The organism is Clavibacter sp. AC415, from assembly GCF_979252985.1.
Genome location: NZ_CEEDAR010000010.1, coordinates 1 through 23,308 on the forward strand (window position 1 = coordinate 1; position 23,308 = coordinate 23,308).

Annotated in this window: 9 protein-coding genes, 1 tRNA gene and 13 pseudogenes; 9 read left to right on the forward strand and 14 right to left on the reverse strand. The window is 73.8% G+C overall.

From position 1 onward, the window contains the following. Both ACZ411_RS03045 and ACZ411_RS03050 read right to left on the reverse strand, forming a co-directional pair. Positions 1-549, reverse strand: a pseudogene (locus ACZ411_RS03045) (tRNA (adenine-N1)-methyltransferase); the annotation flags it as partial. A 12-nt stretch (positions 550-561) separates the two neighbouring features. Next, positions 562-1,245: pseudogene (locus tag ACZ411_RS03050) on the reverse strand (HAD family hydrolase); the annotation flags it as partial. Positions 1,246-1,326: 81 nt separating this feature from the next. Between ACZ411_RS03050 and ACZ411_RS03055 the strand changes: the two are divergent. Continuing rightward, a pseudogene (locus ACZ411_RS03055) lies at positions 1,327-2,299 on the forward strand (proteasome assembly chaperone family protein). Positions 2,300-2,320: 21 nt separating this feature from the next. On the opposite strand, the pseudogene mshC reads toward ACZ411_RS03055, so the two are convergent. The 3 genes and pseudogenes from mshC to ACZ411_RS03070 form a co-directional block, all read right to left on the reverse strand. Then, positions 2,321-3,616, reverse strand: a pseudogene (gene mshC, locus ACZ411_RS03060) (cysteine--1-D-myo-inosityl 2-amino-2-deoxy-alpha-D-glucopyranoside ligase). A 4-nt stretch (positions 3,617-3,620) separates the two neighbouring features. Next, positions 3,621-4,442 carry an undecaprenyl-diphosphate phosphatase gene (locus tag ACZ411_RS03065; RefSeq protein WP_464168473.1) on the reverse strand — a complete coding sequence of 274 codons (822 nt, stop codon included), beginning with the start codon at positions 4,440-4,442 and terminating at the stop codon, positions 3,621-3,623. A gap of 45 nt (positions 4,443-4,487) precedes the next feature. Beyond that, positions 4,488-5,795: pseudogene (locus tag ACZ411_RS03070) on the reverse strand (M20/M25/M40 family metallo-hydrolase); the annotation flags it as partial. 115 nt (positions 5,796-5,910) lie between these two features. Here ACZ411_RS03070 and ACZ411_RS03075 point away from each other — a divergent pair. From ACZ411_RS03075 to ACZ411_RS03085, 3 genes and pseudogenes are all read left to right on the forward strand, one after another. Continuing rightward, a tRNA-Leu gene (locus ACZ411_RS03075) sits at positions 5,911-5,996 on the forward strand. Between the two features lie 153 nt (positions 5,997-6,149). Then, a pseudogene (locus ACZ411_RS03080) lies at positions 6,150-7,167 on the forward strand (magnesium and cobalt transport protein CorA). A 42-nt stretch (positions 7,168-7,209) separates the two neighbouring features. Further along, a pseudogene (locus ACZ411_RS03085) lies at positions 7,210-8,178 on the forward strand (NAD-dependent epimerase/dehydratase family protein); the annotation flags it as partial. 41 nt (positions 8,179-8,219) lie between these two features. Here ACZ411_RS03085 and ACZ411_RS03090 read toward each other — a convergent pair. The 5 genes and pseudogenes from ACZ411_RS03090 to ACZ411_RS03110 form a co-directional block, all read right to left on the reverse strand. Then, complete coding sequence (locus ACZ411_RS03090) at positions 8,220-9,161, reverse strand: hypothetical protein (protein ID WP_464168460.1); 942 nt, start codon at positions 9,159-9,161, stop codon at positions 8,220-8,222. 262 nt (positions 9,162-9,423) lie between these two features. After that, positions 9,424-9,717 (reverse strand): annotated as a pseudogene (locus ACZ411_RS03095) (DnaJ domain-containing protein); the annotation flags it as partial. A 149-nt stretch (positions 9,718-9,866) separates the two neighbouring features. Further along, a pseudogene (locus tag ACZ411_RS03100) lies at positions 9,867-11,677 on the reverse strand (DEAD/DEAH box helicase). 216 nt (positions 11,678-11,893) lie between these two features. Continuing rightward, on the reverse strand, positions 11,894-13,075 hold the full coding sequence (locus ACZ411_RS03105; RefSeq protein ID WP_464168462.1) for an acyl-CoA dehydrogenase family protein: 1,182 nt from the start codon (positions 13,073-13,075) through the stop codon (positions 11,894-11,896). A gap of 52 nt (positions 13,076-13,127) precedes the next feature. Then, positions 13,128-13,981: pseudogene (locus ACZ411_RS03110) on the reverse strand (VOC family protein). A 124-nt stretch (positions 13,982-14,105) separates the two neighbouring features. On the opposite strand from ACZ411_RS03110, the pseudogene ACZ411_RS03115 reads away from it, so the two are divergent. Continuing rightward, a pseudogene (locus ACZ411_RS03115) lies at positions 14,106-14,896 on the forward strand (SGNH/GDSL hydrolase family protein). Positions 14,897-14,903: 7 nt separating this feature from the next. Here ACZ411_RS03115 and ACZ411_RS03120 read toward each other — a convergent pair. Together ACZ411_RS03120 and ACZ411_RS03125 are read right to left on the reverse strand one after the other, a co-directional pair. Next, positions 14,904-16,118: a D-alanyl-D-alanine carboxypeptidase family protein gene (locus ACZ411_RS03120; RefSeq protein ID WP_464168464.1), complete on the reverse strand. Its 1,215-nt coding sequence runs from the start codon at positions 16,116-16,118 to the stop codon at positions 14,904-14,906. After that, positions 16,115-16,925, reverse strand: a pseudogene (locus tag ACZ411_RS03125) (TrmH family RNA methyltransferase). Before ACZ411_RS03125 ends, ACZ411_RS03120 begins: the two are co-directional and overlap by 4 nt. Before the next feature lie 155 nt (positions 16,926-17,080). Between ACZ411_RS03125 and ACZ411_RS03130 the strand changes: the two are divergent. Continuing rightward, positions 17,081-17,935: a Sir2 family NAD-dependent protein deacetylase gene (locus ACZ411_RS03130; protein WP_104289232.1), complete on the forward strand. Its 855-nt coding sequence runs from the start codon at positions 17,081-17,083 to the stop codon at positions 17,933-17,935. Beyond that, positions 17,932-18,567 (forward strand): histidine phosphatase family protein, encoded by a 636-nt coding sequence (locus ACZ411_RS03135; protein WP_104289231.1) that lies wholly within the window; start codon positions 17,932-17,934, stop codon positions 18,565-18,567. The genes ACZ411_RS03130 and ACZ411_RS03135 overlap by 4 nt, the downstream gene beginning before the upstream one ends. 71 nt (positions 18,568-18,638) lie before the next feature. On the opposite strand, the gene ACZ411_RS03140 is transcribed toward ACZ411_RS03135, so the two are convergent. Together ACZ411_RS03140 and ACZ411_RS03145 are read right to left on the reverse strand one after the other, a co-directional pair. Further along, complete coding sequence (locus tag ACZ411_RS03140; protein ID WP_464168467.1) at positions 18,639-19,733, reverse strand: glycosyltransferase family 4 protein; 1,095 nt, start codon at positions 19,731-19,733, stop codon at positions 18,639-18,641. Continuing rightward, a pseudogene (locus tag ACZ411_RS03145) lies at positions 19,730-20,627 on the reverse strand (alpha/beta fold hydrolase). Before ACZ411_RS03145 ends, ACZ411_RS03140 begins: the two are co-directional and overlap by 4 nt. Positions 20,628-20,753: 126 nt before the next feature. Here ACZ411_RS03145 and treS point away from each other — a divergent pair. Next, on the forward strand, positions 20,754-22,487 hold the full coding sequence (treS, locus tag ACZ411_RS03150) for a maltose alpha-D-glucosyltransferase (protein WP_464168469.1): 1,734 nt from the start codon (positions 20,754-20,756) through the stop codon (positions 22,485-22,487). A gap of 10 nt (positions 22,488-22,497) precedes the next feature. Continuing rightward, positions 22,498-23,277, forward strand: a complete 780-nt coding sequence (locus ACZ411_RS03155) for an exonuclease domain-containing protein (RefSeq protein ID WP_464168471.1) — start codon at positions 22,498-22,500, stop codon at positions 23,275-23,277. The last annotated feature ends 31 nt before the right edge of the window (positions 23,278-23,308 follow it).

Sequence of the window (23,308 nt, forward strand, 5' to 3'; positions counted from 1 at the left end):
TGGTCGACGAGTGCGGCTCGGTCACGGTCGGCAGCGCCTCGGCGAGGTCGCCCAGCGTGATGGACCAGTTCTCCGGGCTGTGCCCGAAGTAGCTCGACACGTTGCCGCGGGCGACGTCGGCGAACTCCTCGCGGCGCTCGAAGGAGAGCAGCGTGCCGGTCGGTCCGAGCGCGCGCAGCAGCCACATCGACAGGGCGCCGGATCCGACGCCCGCCTCCACGACGGTCGCGCCCGGGAACACGTCGGCGAGGCCGAGGATCTGGCGGCGTCCTTCGGGTAGATGATCGCGGCCCCGCGCGGCATCGACATGACCACGTCCGACAGGAGCGGGCGGAGGGCGAGGCACTCGACGCCGGCGCTGTTGGTCACGACGCTGCCGTCGGGCAGGCCGATGAGCGCGTCGTGGTCGAGCATGCCGCGGTGGGTGTGGAACACCTTGCCGGGCTCGAGGAGGATCGTGTTGAGGCGCCCCTCGGGGCCCGTCAGCGGCACGCGGTCGCCCGCGCGGAAGGGGCCGCTGAAGCGCGCGGCGCTGGTCTCGACGGTCATGCGCGCACCTCCGTCGCGGATCGGCGTGCGGCGGCGGTCGGAGTGCGCGGACTCGACGTCGGCGAGGGTGCGGCCGGCGAGGGTGTCCCAGAGGACGTAGGCCGGGTCCGCGGGCAGCGAGGACGTGGTGCGGGACGGCGATGGCGGGTGGCGCCGGACGCCGAGGCCGAGGCGACGCCCGGGCCCGAGTCCTCGATGGCGACGCAGTCGCGGATGTCGACGCCGAGCTGCGCCGCGGCCGTGAGGTACGCCTCCGGGGTGGGGCTTGCCGTTCGCGGCGACGTCGTCCCCCGCGACGACGCGGTCGAACGCGTCGAAGGGCACGGCGTCGGCCACCTGGCGTGCCATGCGGCCGAGGGACATGGTGACGAGGGCGGTGGGGATGCCCGCCTCGCGCACCTCGCGGAGGAGCTCGCGGGCCCCCGGGCGCCACGGCACCTCGACCAGGATCTGCTCCATGACGCGGTCGGTCAGCCGGCCGACGATCTCCGCGACGGGCAGGTCGACGCCCGCCTCCTGCAGGATCCGCGCCGAGTCGTCGAGCCCGTCGCCGACGAGCCGCAGCCCGTCCTCCTGGGTCCAGGTGCCGCCGAAGGAGCCGACCAGCGCCTGCTCCGCCACCATCCAGTAGGGCTCGGTGTCCACGATCGTGCCGTCCATGTCCCAGAGGACGGCCGCGGGTCTGTTGCTGATCACGGGGAGCGAGTCTATCGGTGGACCGCGCGTCCTGAAGCTTGTCCGACGACCGCCGCCGGGCGGACGGGGACGGAGAGTCGCGTGGCGGATGCCGAGAGGTTCGTGAGCGGACGGCTGCTGGTCGTCGCCTTCGAGGGCTGGAACGACGCGGGCGAGGCTGCCAGCGGAGCGGTCCGGGCGCTGAAGGAGCTGCTCGACCTCGAGGCGGTGTCGTCGGTGGATCCCGAGGACTACTTCGACTTCCAGTTCAACCGCCCCACCATCGGCTTCGCGGAGGACGGCACCCGCGAGCTCGAGTGGCCGGGCGCGACGCTGTACGGCCCCCGGAGCCCCCGCCGCCCGACGCAGGACCTGGCCGCCGACGCGCAGCTCGGCGTGAGCGGCGACAACGGCGGCAGCATCCACCTGCTGCTCGGCGTGGAGCCCTCGCGGCACCTGGACGGCGTTCACCGCCGCGGTGCTGGAGGCGGCGCGCACCGCGGGGGTCGAGGGCGTCGTGCTGCTCGGCGCGTTGCTGGCCGACGTGCCGCACACGCGCCCCATCTCCGTCTACTCCACGAGCGAGAACCAGGACGTGCGGGCCGAGCTGGGGATCGAGCGGAGCACCTATGAGGGCCCCGTCGGGATCCTCAGCATCATCGCCCAGCGCGCCGAGGAGATGGGCATGCCCACGGTCTCGCTGTGGGCGTCGGTGCCCCTACTACGTGCACAGCGCCCCGTCGCCCAAGGCGACGCTCGCCCTCATCGACAAGCTCGAGGAGATGGTCGACGTGGTGATCCCGCGCCGGCCGAGCTCGTGCAGGAGGCGGCGACGTGGGAGGCGGGCATCGACCAGCTCGCGGGCGAGGACGAGGACATGGCGTCCTACATCCAGCAGCTCGAGCAGGCGCGCGACACGGTCGACTCCCCCGAGGCCAGCGGCGAGGCCATCGCGCAGGAGTTCGAGCGCTACCTCCGCCGGGGCGACGGGCCGCGCGGACGCGGCGACGACCGGCCTGAGGAGCCGTGGCGGCCGAGGGACCCGAAGGACCCGAAGGACCCGAAGGACCACTAGGCCGTTGGCCGCGCGACGCGGTCAGGCGGCGGGAGCTCCGAGCGCCACGCCGAGGAGCGCGTCGACCGCGGCCACCTCGACGGGGGTCGCCGGGACGCCGGTGGCGACGCGGAGGTCGAGGAGCAGGATCGCGCCCGGGGTGTCCAGGTCGTCGGCCAGGCGCTCGCGCACGAGCTGCACGAGCTCGCCGTGCTCCGACGCGTCGGCCGCGGACACGGGATCGGCATCGCGCGGCCCAGGCGTCCCACGCCGCGAGCCGCGCGACGGACTCCTCCAGGAGCGCGTCCGTCCACTCCCAGTCGGCCCGGTAGTGCTGCGCGAGGAGCGCGAGGCGGATGGCGCGGGGGTCGACGCCCGCCGCGCGCAGGCGCGACACGAGCACGAGGTTGCCGAGCGACTTGCTCATCTTCTCGCCCTGGTACGCGACCATGCCGCTGTGCGCGTAGAGGCAGGCGAAGTCCTCGCCCGTGAGCGCCGACGCGTGCCCTGGCCGACATCTCGTGGTGCGGGAAGATGAGGTCGCTGCCGCCGCCCTGGACGGTGACCGGGCGATCGAGCTTCCGCAGCGCGATCACGGCGCACTCGATGTGCCAGCCGGGTCGGCCGCGGCCGACGACGCTGTCCCACGCCGGCTCGCCCGCGCGCTCCACGCGCCTGACGGCAGGGGGTCGAGCGGGTCGCGCTTGCCGGGGCGCTCGGGGTCGCCGCCGCGCTCCCGCGGAGAGGACCGCCTGACGGTGTCGCGGTCGTAGCCGCTCTCGTCGCCGAGGGCCCACGGTCCGGTGTCACCGGCGCGGGCGATGTCGAAGTAGAGGTCCCGGGGCGCCGGTCTCGGCCGCGTCCGGGGTCGGCACCGGGTACGCCGTACCGCGGCGCACGAGCTCCGCGGCACCCGCGGCCGCGACCTCGTCGACGACCTCGGTGACGCCGACGTAGGAATCGGGCGGCAGGATGCGCAGCGCCTCCATGTCGGTCCGGAACAGCTCGACCTGCTCGGCAGCGAGGTCGCGCCAGTCGACCCCCGTCGCGGTCGCGCGCTCGAGCAGCGGGTCGTCGACGTCGGTGACGTTCTGCACGTAGGCGACGTCGTACCCGCGGTCGAGCCAGATGCGCTGGAGCGTGTCGAAGGCGAGGGTACGTGGAGGCGTGGCCGAGGTGCGTGGCGTCGTAGGGCGTGATGCCGCAGACGTACAGGCCCACGCGGCCGTCGCCGACGCACTCGGCGGGACGGACGGCGCCGGTGCTCGTGTCGTGCAGGGACGGGACGGGCGGCTCCCCCGCGACGACGGGGACCTCGGGACGTGACCAGGCGCGCACGGGATCAGGCCGCGATCGCGCCGGTGCCGAGCAGCACCAGGAGGACGACGCCGAGGGCGACGCGGTAGACGACGAACGGCATGAAGGTGCGGGTGGAGATGTAGCGCATGAGGCCGGCGATGACGGCGAGGCCCACGATGAACGCGATGAGGGTCGCGACCGCGGTCTGACCGGCGCCGGCCTGCCCGGTCTCGTCGAAGCTCTTGACGAGCTCGTACAGGCCGCTGCCGAACACGGCGGCGGGGACGGCGAGCAGGAAGGAGTACTCGGCGGCGACCGGCCGCGCGTAGCCGAACGCGCGCGCCGCGGTGGTGGTGGCGCCGGAGCGGGACACGCCCGGCACGAGGGCGAGCGCCTGGGCGATGCCGATGCTCACGCCGTGCCCGTACGTCATGTCCCTCTCGAGGCGGTCGCTGCGGCTGTAGCGGTCGGCGAGGCCGAGCAGGATGCCGAACACGATGAGGACGATCGCGACGATCCAGAGGGAGCGGAAGGTGCTGCGGATCGTGTCCTGGAACAGGTAGCCGGCGATCCCGATGGGGATGGTGCCGATGATGACGAGCCAGCCCATCCGGACGTCCGGGTCGCCCTTCGGCATGCCGCCGCGGAGCGAGCGGAACCACGCCGAGAGGACCTTGCCGATGCGCCGGCGGAAGAACACGACGACCGCGAGCTCGGTGCCGAGCTGCGTGATCGCGGTGAACGTCGCCCCCGGGTCGCCGCCCATGAACAGGCCGGCGATGCGGAGGTGCGCGCTCGAGGAGATGGGCAGGAACTCGGTCAGGCCCTGGACGAGGCCCAGGATGATCGCCTCGAGATAACTCAAACGGGTGCTCCAGCTGATGTCCGCCCGCCAGGGGCTCGGGTCGCAGTAGTCGAGGAGCAGGTCGCGGAGGACCTGCCTCCCGAAGACTAGTGCGTCGAGCGGGACCCTCTCGTCGACGCCGTGGAACATCGCCGGGAAGTCCATGGAGGCCGGGAGACGCAGCGGGGCGAAGCCGTATCCGGTGATCCCGAGGAGGCTGAGCGCCTTGTTGTCGGTGCCGCCGGACAGCATGTACGGCAGGACCTCGGCCTCGGGATCGTGCACGCCGAGGGTCGCGACCATGGCGTCCACGAGCGGTCCCTGGAAGGGGTTCTCGAGGCCCACGTCCTGGTGCACGATGCGCACCTCCACCCCCTCGCCGGCGAGCTCGCGGACGCGGGCGAGCACGGCGTCCTCCTCGCCCGGCAGCACGCGGATGTCGACGAGCGCCTCGGCGGTGTCCGGGATGACGTTGTGCTTGTAGCCGGCGTGCAGGAGCGTCGGGTTCGTGGTGGTCCGCAGCGTCGCGGCGATGAACTTCGACGCCGTGCCGGTCGCGATGGCGAGGTCGTCCGGGGTGACCCGCTTCGGGTCGGCGCCGACGATCCGCGCGATCTCGTCCAGCAGCTGGCGCGTCGTGTCGGTGAGGTGGACGGGCCACTCCTCCATGCCGATGCGCGCGACCGCTCCCGCGAGCCGGGTCACGGCGTTGTCGCGGTTGACCTGCGAGCCGTGGCCCGCCGTGCCGGTCGCGACGAGCCGCACCCACACGAGGGCCTTCTCGCCGGTCTGCAGCAGGTAGGCGCGCTTGCCGGCGAGGTCGATGGAGTAGCCGCCGACCTCGCTGATGGCCTCGGTGGCGCCCTCGAACCACTCGGGCCGGTTCTCGACGACGTAGGCGGAGCCGAGCACGCCGCCCGCCTCCTCGTCGGAGAAGAAGCCCATGATCAGGTCGCGCTCCGGAGCGCGGCCCGAGGTGATGATCTCCTGGAGCGCGGTGATCATCATGGCGTCCATGTTCTTCATGTCCACGGCGCCGCGGCCCCAGAGCATGCCGTCCTTGATGACGCCGGCGAACGGGTCGACCGTCCAGTTGGCGGGGTCCGCGGGGACGACGTCGAGGTGTCCGTGCACGACGAGCGCCGGCTTGTCGCGGTTGCGGCCCGGGATGCGCGCGAGGACGCTCGTGCGGCCCGGCGCCGCGTCGATCAGCTCGGGCTTCAGCCCCAGGTCCACGAGGCACTGCTCGACGTACTGCGCCGCCTCGGTCTCCCCCTCCGACCGGCCCTCGCCGTGGTTGGTGGTGTCGAACCGGATGAGGTCGCGGGCGATGCGCGCGGTGGCGTCGAGGTCGTCGGGGAGCGTGTCGGTCATGTCCCCACGCTATCGAGGCCGGGCGCGCGCGTCCGGCTCCGGGGTGGTCGAGAGGGGTCCGGAAGCCGTGCTAATGTCGTCTCTCGGCAGCCGGAGACGGCGGGCCGCACATCCTGTCCGGATGGCGGAATTGGTAGACGCGCTAGCTTGAGGTGCTAGTGCCCGTATTAGGGCGTGGGGGTTCAAGTCCCCCTTCGGACACACACGAGAGCCGGTCGGATCCCCAGGGATCCGACCGGCTCTTCCTCGTTGCGGGCGCACCCGGTCCGCCTCCGTCCCGGCCTGCTCCCCCGGCGCACGGCTACAGTCGCATGCGTCCGCCCGCGGACGCACCCGAGCCGAGAGCGAGAGCCCATGACCGTCGTCGACAGTGCCGTGTACGTGGACGGGGTCCGGACGGCCGACCCCGAGAGCCTCGACGAGACGTTCGAGGTGATGCGCGAGCGCCGGGGCCTCGCCTGGATCGGGCTGTACCGGCCGGACGCGGACGAGCTCCACCGTGTCGCCGCCGAGTTCGGGCTTCACCCGCTCGCCGTCGAGGACGCGCTCACGGGGCACCAGCGGTCGAAGCTGGAGCGCTACGGCGACACGTGGTTCGTCGTGCTGCGCCCGGCGCGGTACCTCGACGCCGAGGAGCGGGTGGAGTTCGGCGAGCTGCACGTGTTCGTCGGACCCGACTTCGTCGTCACCATCCGCCACGCGGAGTCCCCCGACGCTGGCCACGGTCCGCCACCGGCTCGAGGAGGACCGCGACCTCCTCGCCCTCGGCCCGACGGCCGTCCTCTACGCGATCCTCGACCAGGTGGCGGACGAGTACGGCCCCGTCGCCCGCGGCCTCGAGGACGACGTCGACGAGATCGAGGACCAGATCTTCGGCGCCGACCCCGACGTGTCGCGCCGCATCTACGCGCTCATGCGGGAGGTGACCGCGTTCCAGCGCGCCACCGCCCCGCTCGGCGCCATGCTCGACGACCTCCGCGCGACGGCCGAGCGCCACGACGTCGACCTCGAGCTCCGGCGCGGCCTGCGGGACGTGCACGACCACGTCATCCGCGTAGCCGAGCGCTCGGACGCCTTCCGCACCCTGCTCCAGAACGCCCTCACGGTGCACACCACGCTCGTCGGCCAGCGGCAGAACGACGAGATGAAGAAGCTCACCGAGACGAGCCTCGCCCAGAACGACCAGGTGAAGCGCATCTCGTCCTGGGCCGCCATACTGTTCGCGCCCACGCTCGTCGGCACCGTCTACGGAATGAACTTCGTGAACATGCCGGAGCTGCGCTGGACCTACGGGTATCCCCTGGCGCTCGGGCTCATGGTGGTGATGGGCGTAGTCCTCTACGCCGCGTTCCGCAGGCGCGGCTGGATCTGACCCGGGGGCGGCGACGCCCCGCGGCGCCGATAGGGTGACGGGATGCGCGTCGTCGTCATCGGAGCCACCGGCCACATCGGGACCTTCCTCGTCCCCCGTCTCGTCGACTCCGGGCACGACGTCGTCGCGGTGAGCCGCGGCACCCGCGAGCCGTACCGGTCGTCGCCCCTCTGGGACCGCGTCGAGCGCGTGCGCGTGGACCGCGACGCGGAGGACGCGGCCGGCACGTTCGCCGACCAGATGTTCGCGGCGCTCGCCCCCGAGGTCGTCGTCGACCTCGTGTGCTTCACGCCCGCGTCGGCCCGCCATCTCGTCGAGGGGCTGCGGGGACGCGTGCGGCACCTCGTGCACATCGGCAGCATCTGGACCCACGGCCTCAGCACGTCCCTGCCGCTCCGGGAGGACGACCCCAAGGAGCCGTTCGGCGAGTACGGCGTGCAGAAGGCCGAGATCGAGCGCTACCTCATCGCGGAGTCCCGCCTCGGCGGCGGGGTGCCCTCGACGGTCGTGCACCCGGGCCACATCAGCGGGGGCGGCTGGCCCGTCATCACGCCGCTCGGGAACCTCGACCCGCAGGTGTGGGCCGACCTCGCCGCCGGCCGGCCGCTCCGCGTGCCGGGTTCCGGCAGCGAGACCATGCACCACGTGCATGCCGACGACGTCGCGCAGGTCGTGCAGCTGGCCATCGCCAACCGGGAGACCTCGGTCGGCGAGAGCTTCCATGCGGTCTCCGACCGGGCGCTCCTCGGCGCGCGCGCTTCGCCCGCGCCGCAGCCGCGTGGTTCGGCCGCGAGCCCGAGCTCGAGCACCTCGACTGGGACGGGTTCCGCGCCCGCACGGACCCCGGGCACGCCGACGCCAGCTGGGAGCACCTCAGCCGCAGCGACGTGGCCAGCCATCGACAAGGCGCGGGACGTCCTCGGCTACGTGCCGCGGTACACGAGCGAGGAGGCCGCGCGCGAGGCCGTCGAGTGGATGGTGCGCGCGGGCGAGCTGGACGTGCCGCTCCCCGCTGACCGCCGGCGGTCCCCCGGGCGTCGTGGCGCATCGGGTCAGACGAAGCGCGCGTCGAGCACCAGGCGGGTTCGGACGGCGAGGAGGCGCTCGGGATCCATCGCGCTGAGCCCCGGGAGTCCGGCCGCGACGTGGTCGGCCAGCAGGGTGCGGGCGACGGCGTAGGCGGGGATCGCGTGCGGGTCGTCGGCCGCGTGGAGCACGACGGGCGCCGCGCCCAGGACCCCGGACGGCAGCGACAGCACGAGTCCGACGACGGGCACCTCCAGCTCGCGCGCGAGCGCCCGGGCGCGGGAGTCGAGCCCGCGGAGCACGGCGTCGCGCGCCGTCGGGTCCGTGGCGGCCTCCGCGCCCTGCGGCACGGACTCCACCGCGACGAGCCCCTGCGGGCCGAGCACCAGGTGGTCGACGGCGTCGCCCGAGCGCGGCACGGAGACGCCGTTCCAGAATGCGTACGACGGGCCGAGCTCCATCAGCTCGCGGGCGGTCTCCTCCTGGGCGACGGCCGCGCGCAGCGCCGCGGACGCGGCGGCGGGAACCTCCGCGACCAGGTCCGGCGCGTAGGCGTCGGCCTCGAACCGGCGACGGAGGCCCTCGAGGCGGGCGAGGCGGGCGCTGTAGGCGGCCATGAGGTCGGGGTAGGCGCGGAGGGCGCGCTCGTGCGCGAGCACCTCCTCCTGAAGGCGCTCCGCCGCCTCGCGGCGGGGCTCCTGCCCGCCCGGTACCAGGCGCGGCCGAGCGCGCCGGCGGACGCGAGGCCCGCGGCGGCGCCGACGACGAGCCCCACGAGGGCCGGGACGACGCCGACGCCCCGAGACCAGCGCGACGAGGGCGACGAGCGCGGCCAGGACGGGCGGCGCGACGACACGGGTACGGCGGACGTAGGGCTCGGGGCGATCGGCGAGCGCCGCTCCCCGCGCGGCGGGACAGGGGGCGGCGGGGACGGAGGGCTCGGCCGGATCCGCCAGCCACTCGCGCACCAGCGACAGGTAGCGGAGGCGGGCGAACCCGCCCCGGGTGGCCGAAGCTCCGGGTACGGGCCGCGGGGCGCGCGCGCGGTGCTGCCGGACGCCCGCGGCGGGATGCCGGATCCCACGCCTCGTCCCCGGCCGTGGCGCCGGCCGCGGAGGGGTGTGCGCGGCGGACGGGCTCCTCGGGTGCCGGGGCGTCGCGCTGCCCCCGCTCGTACCGCGCACGGCTCTCGGGGTCGCCGACGGACTCGAAGGCGTCGCGGACGGCCTGGAACTCGTCCGCGCTGCCGCCCATGTCGGGGTGGGCGGCGCGCACGCGACGGCGGTATGCCCGGCGGATCTCGTCCTGCGATGCGGAGGGCTCGACCCCGAGCACGGCGTACGCGTCGGCATCGCGCGACGGGACGGGCATCGGGGCTCCTCGCGGGTGCGTTCGGGCGGCACCCAGGCGTCCGATAGTAGGCGAGCACGCCTGGACGGCGGCCGAACGCGGGCCGTGAGCCCTGCGCGTCGAGCAGGTCAGCGCGTCAGCTGCGCATCCACCGACGGAGCTGCCCCGGAACATCCCCGCGCGTCAGCTGCGCATCCACCGACGGAGCTGCCCCGGAACATCCCCGCGCGTCAGCTGCGCATCCACCGACGGAGCTGCCCCGGAACGTCCCCGCGCGTCAGCTGCGCATCCACCGACGGAGCTGCCCGGAACATCCCCGCGCGTCAGCTGCGCATCCACCCGGCGGAGCTGGTCGATGCGCTGCTGCAGCTGGGTCACGCTGCACTGGCCGACGGCGGGTCCGCCGCAGACGCGCCGCAGCTCCGCGTGGACGAGGCCGTGGGGCTCGCCGTGCAGCTTGGCGCGCATGCCCACGAGGCTGTTGAGGAGCTGCCGCTGCTCCTTGAGCGTGCGGTAGAGCGGGATGTCGTCCGGGTCCTTCGGCACGCCGCTCTCGGCCTGCTTGCGCTCCCGCTCGGAGGCGTGGCGCGACTGGCGGTGCTGCCGCTGGGCGAGGAGCTCCCCGGACCTGCTCGGGCTCGAGGATGCCGGGGAGGCCGATGAACTCCTCCTCCTCGAGGCTGCCGACGTCGGCCATCTGCCCGAACTCGGCTCCGTCGAAGAGGACCTTGTCGAAGGTCGCCTCGGATCCCATCGCCTCGAACGAGAACTCGCTGAGGAGGGAGTGGGATCCCTTCTCGCTGCGGTTCGCCTCGCCCATCATGGCGTCCTCGGGGTTGTAGAGGTCGCCCTCCTTCGAGGAGTCGCGGTCGAGCGCGTGGTCGCGCTGGCGTTCGAGCTCGTTGGCGAGCACGAGCAGGTTCGGGACGCTCGGCAGGAAGATCGAGGCCGTCTCGCCGCGGCGTCGGGCGCGCACGAAGCGGCCGATGGCCTGGGCGAAGAACAGCGGGGTGGACGCGCTCGTGGCGTACACGCCGACCGCGAGGCGCGGCACGTCCACGCCCTCGGAGACCATGCGCACGGCGACCATCCACCGCGACGTGCTCGCGGAGAACCGGTCGATGTTGGCGCTCGCCTCGACGTCGTCGGACAGGACGAGGGTCACGGGCTGCCCGCTGATCCGCTGCAGGATCGCCGCGTACGCGCGCGCGGTCGTGTGGTCGGTGGCGATGACGAGCCCGCCGGCGTCGGGGATGGACTGCCAGGACCTCGCTGAGCCGACGGTCGGCCGCCTGCAGCACCTGCGGGATCCACTCCCCGTCGGGGGCGAGCGCCGTGCGCCACGCCTGCGAGGTGATGTCCTTGGTGTTGCCCTCGGCGAGCTGGGCCTCCATCTCGTCGCCCATCTTGTTGCGCCAGCGCATGCTGCCCGCGTAGGCGAGGAAGATGACGGGCCGCACCACGCCGTCGGCGAGGGCCCGGCCGTAGCCGTAGTCGTAGTCGGTCTGGGAGAGCCGCACGCCGCGGTGGTCGCGCAGGTAGCTGACGAACGGGATGGGTGCGGTGTCGGAGCGGAACGGGGTCCCCGTGAGGGACAGGCGGCGCGTGGCGCGCTCGAAGGCCTCGCGGATGGCGTCGCCCCAGCTGAGCGCGTCCCCGCCGTGGTGGACCTCGTCGAGGATGACGAGCGTGCGGCTCGACTCCGTCATGGTCTTGTGCAGGTACGGGTTGGCGGCGACCTGGGCGTAGGTCACGGCCGCCCCGTGGTAGTGGCGACCGAGGGCTCCGGAGGAGTTGCTGTACATGGGGTCGAGGCGGACGCCCGCGCGGGCGGCGGCGTCGGCCCACTGCTTCTTGAGGTGCTCAGTGGGGGCGACGACCGTGACCTTGTCGACGGTCTTGCGGTGCAGGAGCTCGGAGGCGAGGCGGAGGGCGAAGGTGGTCTTGCCGGCGCCCGGCGTCGCGTTCGCGAGGAAGTCGCGCGGCTCGTTCGCGAAGTAGGCGGTGAGCGCCTCCTCCTGCCAGGCCCGCAGCTTGCTGACGGTGCCCAGGCGGCGCGCTCCGGGAAGGCCGGCGAGAGGTGCTCGGCCGCGGCGGATCCGACGTGCGGAGGAGGGGACGGCAGGGTGCTCACTTGACGTCACGATACCCGCACCGGCTGGCGTCCCGTCCGTGGCGCCGGCCCCCGGAGGGTGGTGCGGCCGCCCGATCGGCGCGGCCTCGTGGCTCCCGCGGGGGGCGGTCCGGGAGGACGGATCCGCCTCCCCGCGCGGTCCGGGCGCGTCGCGAGGTGGCCGCCGGAGCGACCCCCGGGACCTGGCACGACCCGCCGGTCGCGCGGCGTCTCCCGTCAGTCGCGGCGCGGGACGGGGCCGAGCAGCGTCGTGGCGATGGTCTCGGCGGCCTGCCGGTCGCTGGAGGGGTGGAAGCCTCCCGCCAGCACGTCGCGGTACAGGCGCCCCAGCTCGTCGCCCGTGCGGAACGACCCGCCGCCCGCGACCGCGATCGCCCGCTGCACGACCTCGGCGGCCGTGCGCGTCGCCCGCACCTTCGCGCCGACGAGGAGCGACGCCCAGCGGTCGCCGTGGTCCGCACCGTGGTCGACGTCGGCGGCGAGCGCCTCCAGCTGCGGGAGGATCGCGTCCTGCGCCAGCGCCGCCTCCGCCACCAGGTGCCGGATGCCCGGGTCCGCGGCGAGCGCGGCGCCGCCGGCCGCGCGCGAGGTGCGGCGGAGGGCCGACTCCACGGCGAGGTCGAGCGCTCGCTGCCCGAGGCCCGCGTAGACGGCGGCGATGAGCAGCTCGAAGGCCTGCAGCACGGCGAGCACGAAGGGGTCGTCGCGGCGTCCGACCTCGCGCCGGCGGACCACGTCGGCGGGGGCGGCGCGCACGCCGCCGAGCACGACGGTGTGGCTCTGCGTCGCCCGCATGCCGAGCGTGTCCCAGTCGGGGACGATCTCGAGCCCGGGGGCGTCGCGCGGGACGAAGGCGTGCACGAGCAGCGGGCGGTCGGGATCCGAGTCGTCGCGCCCGAAGAGGCCGAGCCGCGTCCAGGCGGGCGCCATGCTGGAGGAGACCTTGGTGCCGGTGAAGCGGTAGGCGCCGTCCGGGTCGGGCACCGCTCGGGTCATGGCGTCGGCGAGCGCCTGGTCGTTGCCGGGCTCGCTGACGGCGAAGGCGAGCAGCTCCCCGCGCCCCGCGTCCTCGAGGACGCCGGCGAGCGAGTCGTCCCCGCGGTCGGCGAGGATGCGGGCGACGGCGGTCCAGACGAGGTGCATCCCGACGCCGAGCGCCGTGGCGGGCGCGTACTGGGCGAGGAGCGCCTGGGCGCGGACGGCGTCGGCGAGGGACGCGCCGGATCCGCCGAGGTCGGTGGGCACGAGGAGGCGCAGGTACCCGGCCGCGCGGAGCTCCTCGAGGTCCTCGGCGAAGAACGCGTTCCGGGCGTCGTAGCCGGCGGCGCGGGAGCGGATGCGGGCGAGGAGCGCGTCGTCGAGGAGGTCGTGCGGGTCGGCCGGGGATTCGGGCGTCATGCGCACAGTCTCGCCGACCTGGCCCCGGTCCCGTCGGGCCGCGACCGGCGGCTCAGGCGGCCGACAGGACCAGCGCGTTGCCCCACGGGTCCTCGAAGGCGAGCTCCCTGCCGTCGTCGCGGGTCGCGACGCCCGCCTGCCGCAGCCGCGCATCGACCGCCACGACCTCGTCGCGGGTGGGGACCTCGATGCGGACGGTGCCGAGGCCCAGCGTCGCCGCCCGGCGCCCGGCGCCGCGGCTGTTCCAGGTGTTCATTGCCATGTGGTGGTGGTAGCCGCCCGCGGAGACGAAGATCGCGGATCCCGGGGAAGTCCGCGACGAGCTCGAACCCGAGCGTGTCGACGTAGAAGGCGGCAGCCGTCCCCGTGTCGCCCACCTGCAGGTGGACGTGCCCGATGCCGGCGGCGTCGGATGCGGGGCCGGAGACGGGGACGAGCTCCTCGCGGAGGAAGGCGTTCGGGTCGAGCGGCAGGGTGTCCATGACGACCCCGCCGTCCTTCCAGGACCAGCTCGTCGCGGGGACGGTCGGTGTAGAGCTCGACGCCGTTGCCCTCGGGGTCGGTGAAGTAGAACGCCCGGCTCACGAGGTGGTCGGCGCTGCCCGTGAAGGAGCCCGCGGCGCTCCCCGCGACGGACGCCACGGACCGCGCGAGGGCGGCGGGGGTGTCGAAGAGGACGGCCGTGTGGAAGAGCCCGGCGTCCCCGCGGCGCGGGAGGGAGAGGCCGTGCGCGGGCTCCAGGACCACGGCGGGGACGCCTGCGCGTCCGAGCGTGGTGGACTCCACCCCCTCGGCGATCTGCTCGAGCCCCACCGCGTCGCGGTAGTAGGCGGTCATCCGGTCCAGGTCGCCGACGAGCAGGGTCACGGGACCCATGGACGTGTCGGCGGAGAGCAGGTCGGGCATGCGGTCCTCGTTCCTCGGGCGGTCAGGGTTGCTTGAGAGCTCAACCAAATAGCGCGGCGCCGCATTCCCGACGCCTTTCGAGGCCGTTCCTATGATGGGAGGCGTCCTACCCGGAAGGAAGCGCATGACCGAGCCCCATCCCTGGCGCCGCTACGTCGCCCTCGGCGACTCCTTCACAGAGGGCATCGGCGACCCCGAGCCGGGCAGCCCGGGCGGGCACCGCGGCTGGGCGGATCGCGTCGCCGAGGTCCTCGCCGACCAGGTCGACGGCTTCTCCTATGCGAACCTCGCCATCCGCGGCCGGCTGCTCGCGCAGATCGCCGACGAGCAGGTCGAGCCCGCGCTCGCGCTGCACCCCGACCTCGTCTCCCTCTCGGCGGGCGGGAACGACATCCTCCGGCCGGGCGCCGACCCCGACCGGCTCGCCGACCGCCTCGACCAGATGGTCGCCCGGCTCTCCTCCGAGGGCGCCACGGTGGTGCTCTTCACGGGCACCGACGTCAAGTTCTCCCCGTGTTCGGCCGCCTCCGCGGCAAGGTCGCGATCTACAACCAGGACATCCGCGCGGTCGCGGCCCGCCACGACTGCATCGTCGCGGACCAGTGGTCGCTCAGCGAGATCCAGGACCCGCGCATGTGGGACGTCGACCGGCTGCACCTCGCACCGCTCGGCCACCACACGGTCGCGCGCATGGTGCTGCAGGCGCTCGCCGTCGAGAACGACCTCGAGCCGCTGAAGCCCGAGCCGCTGCCGGCGCGCACATGGCGCCAGGCGCGCGCGGGCGACATCGACTGGGCGCGCGCGTACTTCGTGCCGTGGGTGCTGCGGCGCCTCCGGCACCAGTCCTCCGGCGACGGGCGGACGGCCAAGCGGCCGGACGCGGCGCCGTGGACGCGCTCCGACGTCCCGGGCTGAGCCGCGATCAGCCGAGCAGCTCCGCCGGGTTGCCGAGCCGCCACCAGCCGTCGGGGCCCGGGAGGTCCCGGTCGAGGGCCAGCGGCACCCGCACGGTCTCCCGGCCGGCCGTCACCGTGGCCGTCCCGACCTCGGTACCGGCGTCCGCCTCCCCGGACGCCCCCGCCTCGACCGTGGTCGTGACCGGGGTGTCGCCCCACACGAGCAGGGACTCGTCGCTCGTGCTCACAGCCTGCGCCGTCGCCCCCCAGGCGGTCGTGTAGTCCGCGAAGGGCTGTCCGGCCGCGGCGACCTGCACCACGTGCATGTTCGCCGTGACCGTCGGCAGCAGCGCGAGCACCTGCCGCGCGAGCTCCGCGTGGTCGCGCGCCCCGAGGGTCACGCCGACGACCGTCACGTCGCGGTCCCCCACCTTCGTGTCGACGGCCCAGAGCAGGCACTTGCCGGCCTGCTCGAGGGTCCCCGTCTTGATGCCGCGGAACCCGGGCACTGCCGCGAGGAGGTTGCGGTTCTCGACCGTCCCGACGCCCTGGACGTCCGCGCTCCGCTGGTCGACGATCCCGGAGAGCACCGGATCCGCGAGTGCCAGCTCCCCGATCCGGACGAGGTCGGCGGTGGTGCTCACGGTCTCCGGCGACAGGCCCATGGCGTCCGCCACGCGCGTGCCGGCGAGGCCCTGCTCGGCGAGCCAGGCGTTCGCGGCCGCGATGAAGGCGTCGTTCGACCCGAAGGCCCAGACGCCCAAGGCGGCCGCGTAGTTGTTGGCGCTCGCGAGCAGCGCGCCCTCGAGGAGGTCGCGCTGGGAGAGGCTCGTGCCCGGCACCGCCGGCTCCACGATCCCGTCCTGAGCGAGGATCTCGGTGCGGAGCGCCTCGTCCTCGGCGGTGAAGGTCACCTGCGGTCCCTCCTCCCCCGCCGCGAGCGGCCGCGCCTCCAGGACGACGAGCGCGGTCACGGTCTTGGTGATGCTGGCCATGGGGCGGGCGACCGGCGACGCGTCGTTCGTCGCGAGCACGCCGTCTAAGCCGATCGCGCCGACCGCGGACACCCCCTCGGACGGCCATGTCTCGGGCGTCGGGACCTGGACGACGGGATCCGGGGCGTCCACCTGCGCGACCGCGGCGGGCGGCTCCGCGGTGAGGGTGACGGGGACGTAGACGCCCGCCGAGACCAGGAGCGCGACGGCGACGCCGGAGAGCGCGACCCGACGCGCCCGGCTCACGCGGGGACCCGCAGCGCGTAGAGCGCGACGGCGCTGGCGGCGGCCACGTTGAGGGAGTCGACGCCGTGGAGCATCGGGATCACGACGGTCGAGTCCGCGTGCCGGAGGGCGTGCCGGCTGAGGCCGTCGCCCTCGGTGCCGAGCACGAGCGCGATCCGCTCCGGCGGGTCCGCGGCGAAGGCGTCGAGCGTCACCGCGTCGTCCTCCAGCGCGAGCGCCGCCAGGTGGAAGCCCGCGTCGTGCAGGAGCGGGGCGGCCTCCGACCACTCCGGAAGCCGCGTCCACGGCACCTGCAGCACGGTGCCCATGCTCACGCGGACGCTCCGCCGGTAGAGCGGGTCGGCGCAACGCGGCGTGATGAGCACGGCGTCGGCGCCGATGCCCGCGACCGCTCGGAAGATCGCCCCGACGTTCGTGTGGTCGACGATGTCCTCCAGGACGACGACGCGGCGCGCGTCGCGCAGCACGTCGGGAACGGACGGCAGGGGCGGGCGGTGCATCGCGGCGAGCGCCCCGCGGTGCAGGTTGTAGCCGGTGAGCCGCCCCAGCACGGCGGCCGCGCCGACGAAGACGGGCACGTCCGGGAACGCGCCGAGGAGCGGGGCGACGTCGTCGAGCCACTGCTCCTGCACGAGGACCGAGCGCGGCACGTGGCCGGCGGCGAGCGCCCCGGCCCATGACCTTGGTGGACTCGGCGATGTAGAGGCCGCCCGCGGGCTCGCTCACGCGACGCAGGGCCACGTCCGTGAGACGGGAGTAGTCCTCGAGGCCCGGGGAGTCGAGGTCCTCGATGCGGTGGATGTGCACGCCGGTCCTCTCCTGCGCCCGCACCGCGCCGGTGGGAGCCTCGTCACGCGGAGCCTTCGCGGGGATGCGCTGTCTAGACTCGACAGGACAATGATGCCCTGCCCCGTCGCTCCCCGCCGACCGGGCCGGGCGTCCGCTCGGCACCGGGAGGCCCCATGAGCACCGCTCTCCGTGACGATCCCCGACCCCCCGCGGGGTCCACGATCGCCGAGGCGGTCGAGCTCATGCGCGGCCGTCGCACCGCCGTCCTCACGGGCGCCGGCCTCAGCACCGACTCCGGCATCCCCGACTACCGCGGCGAGGGCGCCCCGAAGCGGAACCCGATGACGTTCCAGCAGTTCCGCAGCGAGGGCGACGACTTCCGCCGCCGCTACTGGGCGGGCGGCCACCTCGGCTGGAAGGCCTTCAGCTCCGCGCGGCCCAACGACGGGCACGCGGCGCTCGCCGACCTGGAGGCGGCCGGCGTCGTCGCGGGCCTCGTCACGCAGAACGTCGACGGCCTGCACGAGCGCGCCGGGTCCCGCCGCGTGGTGGACCTGCACGGCTCCCTCGACCGGGTCCTCTGCCTCGACTGCGGACAGGCCTATGCGCGCTCCGCCGTCGCCGAGCGGATCAGCGCCGAGAACCCGTGGCTCGACCAGCCCGACGCGGTGGAGCTGAACCCGGACGGCGACGCGCAGGTCCACGACGTCGACCGCTTCCGGATCCCGGTGTGCAGCGTCTGCGGCGGCATGCTCAAGCCGGACGTGGTCTTCTTCGGCGAGCTCGTGCCGACGGAGCGCTTCCAGGAGGCCAGCGCCATCGTGGCCGGCGCCGACGTGCTCCTCATCGCCGGGTCGTCCCTCGCGGTCAACTCCGGCATCCGCCTGCTCGAGCTCGCCCGGAGGAGCCGCATGCCGATCGTCATCCTCAACCGCGGCGTCACCAAGGGCGACACCCGTGCCACGGTGCGCCTGGAGGGCGGCACGAGCGAGACCCTCCGCGCCATCGCGACGGAGCTCGCCGCGTGACCCGCATCGTGCTCGTCCGCCACGGCCGCACCGCGTGGAACGTGGAGCGGCGCGTGCAGGGCTCCAGCGACATCCCCCTCGACGACACCGGGCGCGCGCAGGCCGCCACGGCCGGTGCGCTCCTCGCGGAGGCGGTCGCCGGCGGATCCGGCTGGGACGCCGTTTACGCGAGCCCCCTGAGCCGCGCCTTCGAGACCGCGTCGATCATCGTGGAGCACCTCGCGCTCGGCGGCGCCCCGACATCGGGTCCGGTGCCGGAGGCGGCGCTCGCCGAGCGGCGCTACGGCCTCGCGGAGGGTCTGACGCACGCGGAGATCGAGGCGCGCTTCCTCGACGGCGACGTCCCCGGCCGGGAGACCGTGGAGTCCGTCACCGAGCGCGCGGGCGCCGCGCTCGTGCGGCTGGCCGACCGGCACCCCGGCGGATCGATCGTCGCCGTCTCGCACGGAGGCGTCATCGCCGCGCTGGCGCGGAGCCTCGACGCGTCCCTCGTCGGGCGGCCCGGCCCCATGATCGAGAACGGGTCGGCGCACACCTTCGGCGTGGTCGACGGCGAGCTGTCGCTGCTGCGCTTCGGCGGGGTGGCGGACCTCGGCGCCCTCGCCGGCCTCCGCAGCCCGCGTACCGCCTGAGCCGCACCGCGGGCGGGCAACCAGCGTCCCGTGGCGCGAACCGATCCCGACGCGCGCCGATCCCGCGCCCGTCAGGCCCGGGCGCGGCCCGATCGCGCGACCTGCTCGAGGAGGTCGCCCAACGCCGCCGCCGAGGCATCCCAGTCGTACTCCGCGGCGCGCGCGGAGCATGCGGCCGACCGGCGCCGCCACTCCTCCGGGTCCTCCAGCGCCCGCACGGCGGCGGCGAAGCCCTCGGGGTCGTCCGGGTCGACGTACACCGCCGCGTCCCCGCCGATCTCGCGGAAGATGGGGATGTCGCTGACCACGACGGGCAGCCCGGCGCTCATGGCCTCGATCACGGGGATGCCGAAGCCCTCGTCGCGCGAGGCGGTGAGGAGCGCGGTCGCGCGCCGCAGCGTGCGCGCGTACTCGTCGTCGCTCGCGCCATCGCGGAACACGAGCCGGGCGCCGTCGGCGAGCGCCTCGAGCCGCTCCCGCTCCGACGGCGGGACGCGGCTCATGAGGTGCAGCTCGTGCTCGGGCAGGTCCTCGGCCGCGCGCACGAGCGTCTCGACGTTCTTGTAGGGCATGTAGGAGCCCATGTAGACGAGCGTCCGCTCCTCGGGCCCGCGACGCGGGCCGTCGGGCGTCCCGTCGGGCGCGGGGGCGAGCTCGGCCGCGTTGGGCACGACGACCACGGGCCGCGTCGTCAGGCGGTGCCGCCGGATGAGGCCGCGCGTCGTCTCGCTCACGGTGACGACGGCGTCGGCCCGGTCGAGCAGGAGCCTCTGCGGCCACCACGCCAGGTGGAAGGCCCGCCACAGCGCCCGCACGGGTGCGGGGAGGTCGCGCGGCGGGCGCCGGTGGCGGTAGTAGATGAGGTCGTGCAGGGTCAGGACGAGCGGGTAGGTGCGGCCGCGCGACCCCATGGTCTGCATGGGGCTGTACACGACGTCGGGCCGCATCCGCGAGACGCGCCGGGCGACCCAGGGCTCGCGCGCTCCCGTCGGCGAGCTGACCAGCTGCCAGGGCAGGTCCGGCAGGAGCTGGAGCTGGCGGTGGTCGCTGATCAGCATGGTCACGTCGAAGCGCGCGCCCAGCCGGGCGACGAGCTCGGCGCCGTACCGGCTGATCCCGTCGTGCCGCCCGATGCGGGTGTAGCGGCAGTCGAACACGAGCCTCACGATGCGGTCCCCTCGTCCAGGAAGCGGCGGATGGAGCGGGCCGCCTCGCGCGGCGTCTCGTAGTGGATCAGGTGGCCGACCCGCGGGATGACCTCCAGCCGCGCGTCCGCGAAGAGGCGCTGGAGGCGGTGCTGCGCGGCGACGGGCGTGATGTCGTCGCGCTCGGCCGCGACCAGCAGCACCGGGACGCCCACCCGCGGGGCGTACGTGCTGGCGTCCGACGACACCGACGCGCGGAACGCCTCGAGCACCACGCGCCGGTCGCTGAAGGCGCTGAAGAACCGGTCGTGCTGGTCGTTGATCCACCGCCGCAGCCCGCGGTCGCGGGTCTTCGCCATCGCCTCGCTCATGACGCGCACGATGGCGCGGTTGCGGAGCAGTCCGAACCCCGCGCGCTCGGGGAGCACGGCGGCCGCCCGGTAGTAGAGGACGGCGAGCCGGGTGAGGACGCCCCGCGGGCCCTCGAGTGCGGGCGCCGCGATCGGGTTCACGAGCACGGCGCCGGGGGTTCGGCAGCCCGTCGGCCAGCGCGGCCGAGACGACGATCGATCCGAAGGAGTGCCCGAGGACGGTCGCGTCCCGCGTCGCGGTCGACTCCACGAAGGCGCGGAGCCAGGCCGAGTAGCCGGGGATGTCATGCCGGGCGTCGACGAGCGGCGTGGAGTCGCCGAAGCCGGGGAGGTCGGGTGAGAGGATCCGCACCCCCGGCAGCTGCGCCACCACGGGCTCCAGCCCGTGGTGGTCCCCGCGGAACCCGTGCACGACCACCAGGACGTCGGCGGCGTCCGCCGGCCCGTACTCCCACCACGCGGTGCTGCTCCCGAGGAGGTCGACGGTGCGGCGCACCACGGGGATGCGGTCGAGCTGGGCGGCGTAGGGCGAGGGGACGGTCATCGGGGTCGAGTCTACGAGCGCTCGCGGCCCGTGCCCCCGGGCGCGCCGGGCCGACCGGCCCCGGCCGCCGGACCTAGAATCGCCCCCAGGCCTTCCCGCCCCCCGAGTCGACGCCCCGTCGCGCCCATGAGGAGAACCGTGAGCTTCACCGCCCCCATCACCCTGCCCGGCCTCACCCTCGACAAGCAGTGGTACAAGCGCTCCGTCTTCTACGAGGTCATGATCCGCTCCTTCGTCGACTCGAACGGCGACGGCACGGGCGACATCCAGGGGCTCATCTCCAAGCTCGACTACCTGCAGTGGCTCGGCATCGACGGCCTCTGGATCCCGCCGTTCTTCCAGTCGCCGCTGCGCGACGGCGGCTACGACATCAGCGACTACATGTCGGTCCTCCCCGAGTTCGGCACGCTCGACGACTTCAAGGAGCTCGTCGCCAAGTCCCACGAGCGCAACATGCGCATCGTCATCGACCTCGTGATGAACCACACCTCCGACCAGCACGAGTGGTTCCAGCAGTCCCGCTCCGACCCGGACGGCCCCTACGGCGACTTCTACGTGTGGAGCGACACCGACGAGAAGTACGAGGACATCCGCGTCATCTTCGTCGACACCGAGGAGTCCAACTGGACCTTCGACCCGGTGCGCCGCCAGTTCTTCTTCCACCGCTTCTTCTCGCACCAGCCGGACCTGAACTTCGACAACCCGAAGGTGCACGAGGCGATCTACGGCGTCATCCGCCACTGGCTCGACATGGGCGTCGACGGCCTCCGCCTCGACGCGATCCCGTACCTGTACGAGACCGAGGAGGGCAACGGCGAGGGCGAGCCCGCGACCCACGAGTTCCTGAAGCGCCTGCGCGCGATGGTCGACGAGGAGTACCCGGGCCGCATCCTCATCGCGGAGGCGAACCAGTGGCCGCGCGAGGTGTCGGCCTTCCTCGGCACCGAGGAGGAGCCGGAGTGCCACATGGCCTTCGACTTCCCGATCATGCCGCGCATCTTCTACTCGCTGCGCTCGCAGACGGCGGACGAGCTGAAGCGCATCATGAGCGAGACCTTCGAGATCCCCGACGCCGCCGCGTGGGGGGTCTTCCTCCGCAACCACGACGAGCTGACGCTCGAGATGGTGAGCGAGGAGTACCGCCAGGCCATGTACGGCTGGTACGCGTACGACCCGCGCATGCGCGTGAACATCGGCATCCGGCGCCGCCTCGCACCGCTGCTCGACAACTCGCGCGCCGAGCTCGAGCTGGTGCACGCGCTCCTGTTCTCGCTCCCCGGCAGCCCGTTCCTCTACTACGGCGACGAGATCGGGATGGGCGACAACATCTGGCTCCCGGACCGCGACGCGTCCCGCACGCCCATGCAGTGGACCCCGGACCGCAACGCGGGCTTCTCCACGGCCGACCCGGGCAAGCTCTACCTCCCCGTCGTGCAGTCGCTCGTCTACAACTACGCGCAGATCAACGTGGAGTCGCAGCTGGCGCAGTCGCGCTCGCTCCTGCACTGGGTGCGGAACGTCATCCACGTCCGGAAGGCGCACCCGGTCTTCGGGCAGGGCACCATCCGGGTGCTCCCGACGGACCACGAGAGCGTCCTCGCGTTCGTGCGCTCCTACGAGGGCAGCGGCACGCACTTCGGCGACCGCGCCGAGGACGTGCTCTGCGTCTTCTCGTTCGCGCACAACCCCGTCTCGGTCACGATCGACGCCAGCGACTTCGCGGGATCCCAGCTCTACGACCTCTTCGGCGGCGGCGTGTTCCCGACGGTCGGCGACGACGGGCGCCTGACGCTCACGCTCGCGACGCAGAGCTTCTACTGGCTGCACATGGGTGCGCCCGCCATCGGCGGTCGCCCGTAGCATCTACAGGATGACCTCCCGCTGGCACGACACCCTGGCCTCGTTCGACCTCGAGACGACGGGGGTGGACGTGGAGACCGCCCGCATCGTCACGGCCTGCATCGTCGTGCTCGACGCCGAGGGGCGCGTGCTGGAGCGCCACGACTGGCTGGCGGATCCCGGCGTCGAGATCCCCGCGGGCGCCGCCGCCATCCACGGCGTCACCACGGAGCGCGCCCGGGCCGAGGGTCGTGACGCGGGAGCCGTGGTCCTCGAGATCGTCACCACCATCCGGGAGATGTTCGCCCGCGGCCTCGCGCTCGTGGTCTACAACGCGCCCTACGACCTCACCCTCCTCAACCGCGAGGCCGTGCGCCACGGCGTGGAGCCGCTCCGCGACACCGGGCCCGTGATCGACCCGCTCGTCATCGACAAGGCCGTGGACACCTACCGCCGCGGCAAGCGCACCCTGTCCGTGGCGGCCGAGCACTACGGCGTGCGGCTCGACGACGCGCACGACGCTGGTGCCGACGCGATCGCCGCGGGCCGCGTCGCCCAGGCCATCGTGGGGCGCTACGCCGACCAGCTCGACATCCCGGTGCTCGACCTCCACGACCGCCAGGTCGACTGGTCCCGCGTGCAGGCCGAGAGCTTCCAGGACTACATGCGCCGCACGCGGGATCCCGCGTTCACGACCTCCGGCGCCTGGCCCGAGCGGCACGCGGGCAGCCGGCGAGCGAAGCGGCGCACGAAAAACGCGAAAGCGTTTCACGATAAATGCGAAAACATCTTTCCTGAGAGGAACGGTTAAACACCCGGTTCGACGAACGAAGCAGGCGACA

Coding starts and splice junctions, on each gene's coding strand:
- ACZ411_RS03130 (WP_104289232.1), top strand. CDS start 17,081: ATGAGCACCGCTCTCCGTGACGATCCCCGACCCCCCGCGGGGTCCACG.
- ACZ411_RS03105 (WP_464168462.1), bottom strand. CDS start 13,075: ATGACGCCCGAATCCCCGGCCGACCCGCACGACCTCCTCGACGACGCG.
- treS (WP_464168469.1), top strand. CDS start 20,754: ATGAGGAGAACCGTGAGCTTCACCGCCCCCATCACCCTGCCCGGCCTC.
- ACZ411_RS03155 (WP_464168471.1), top strand. CDS start 22,498: ATGACCTCCCGCTGGCACGACACCCTGGCCTCGTTCGACCTCGAGACG.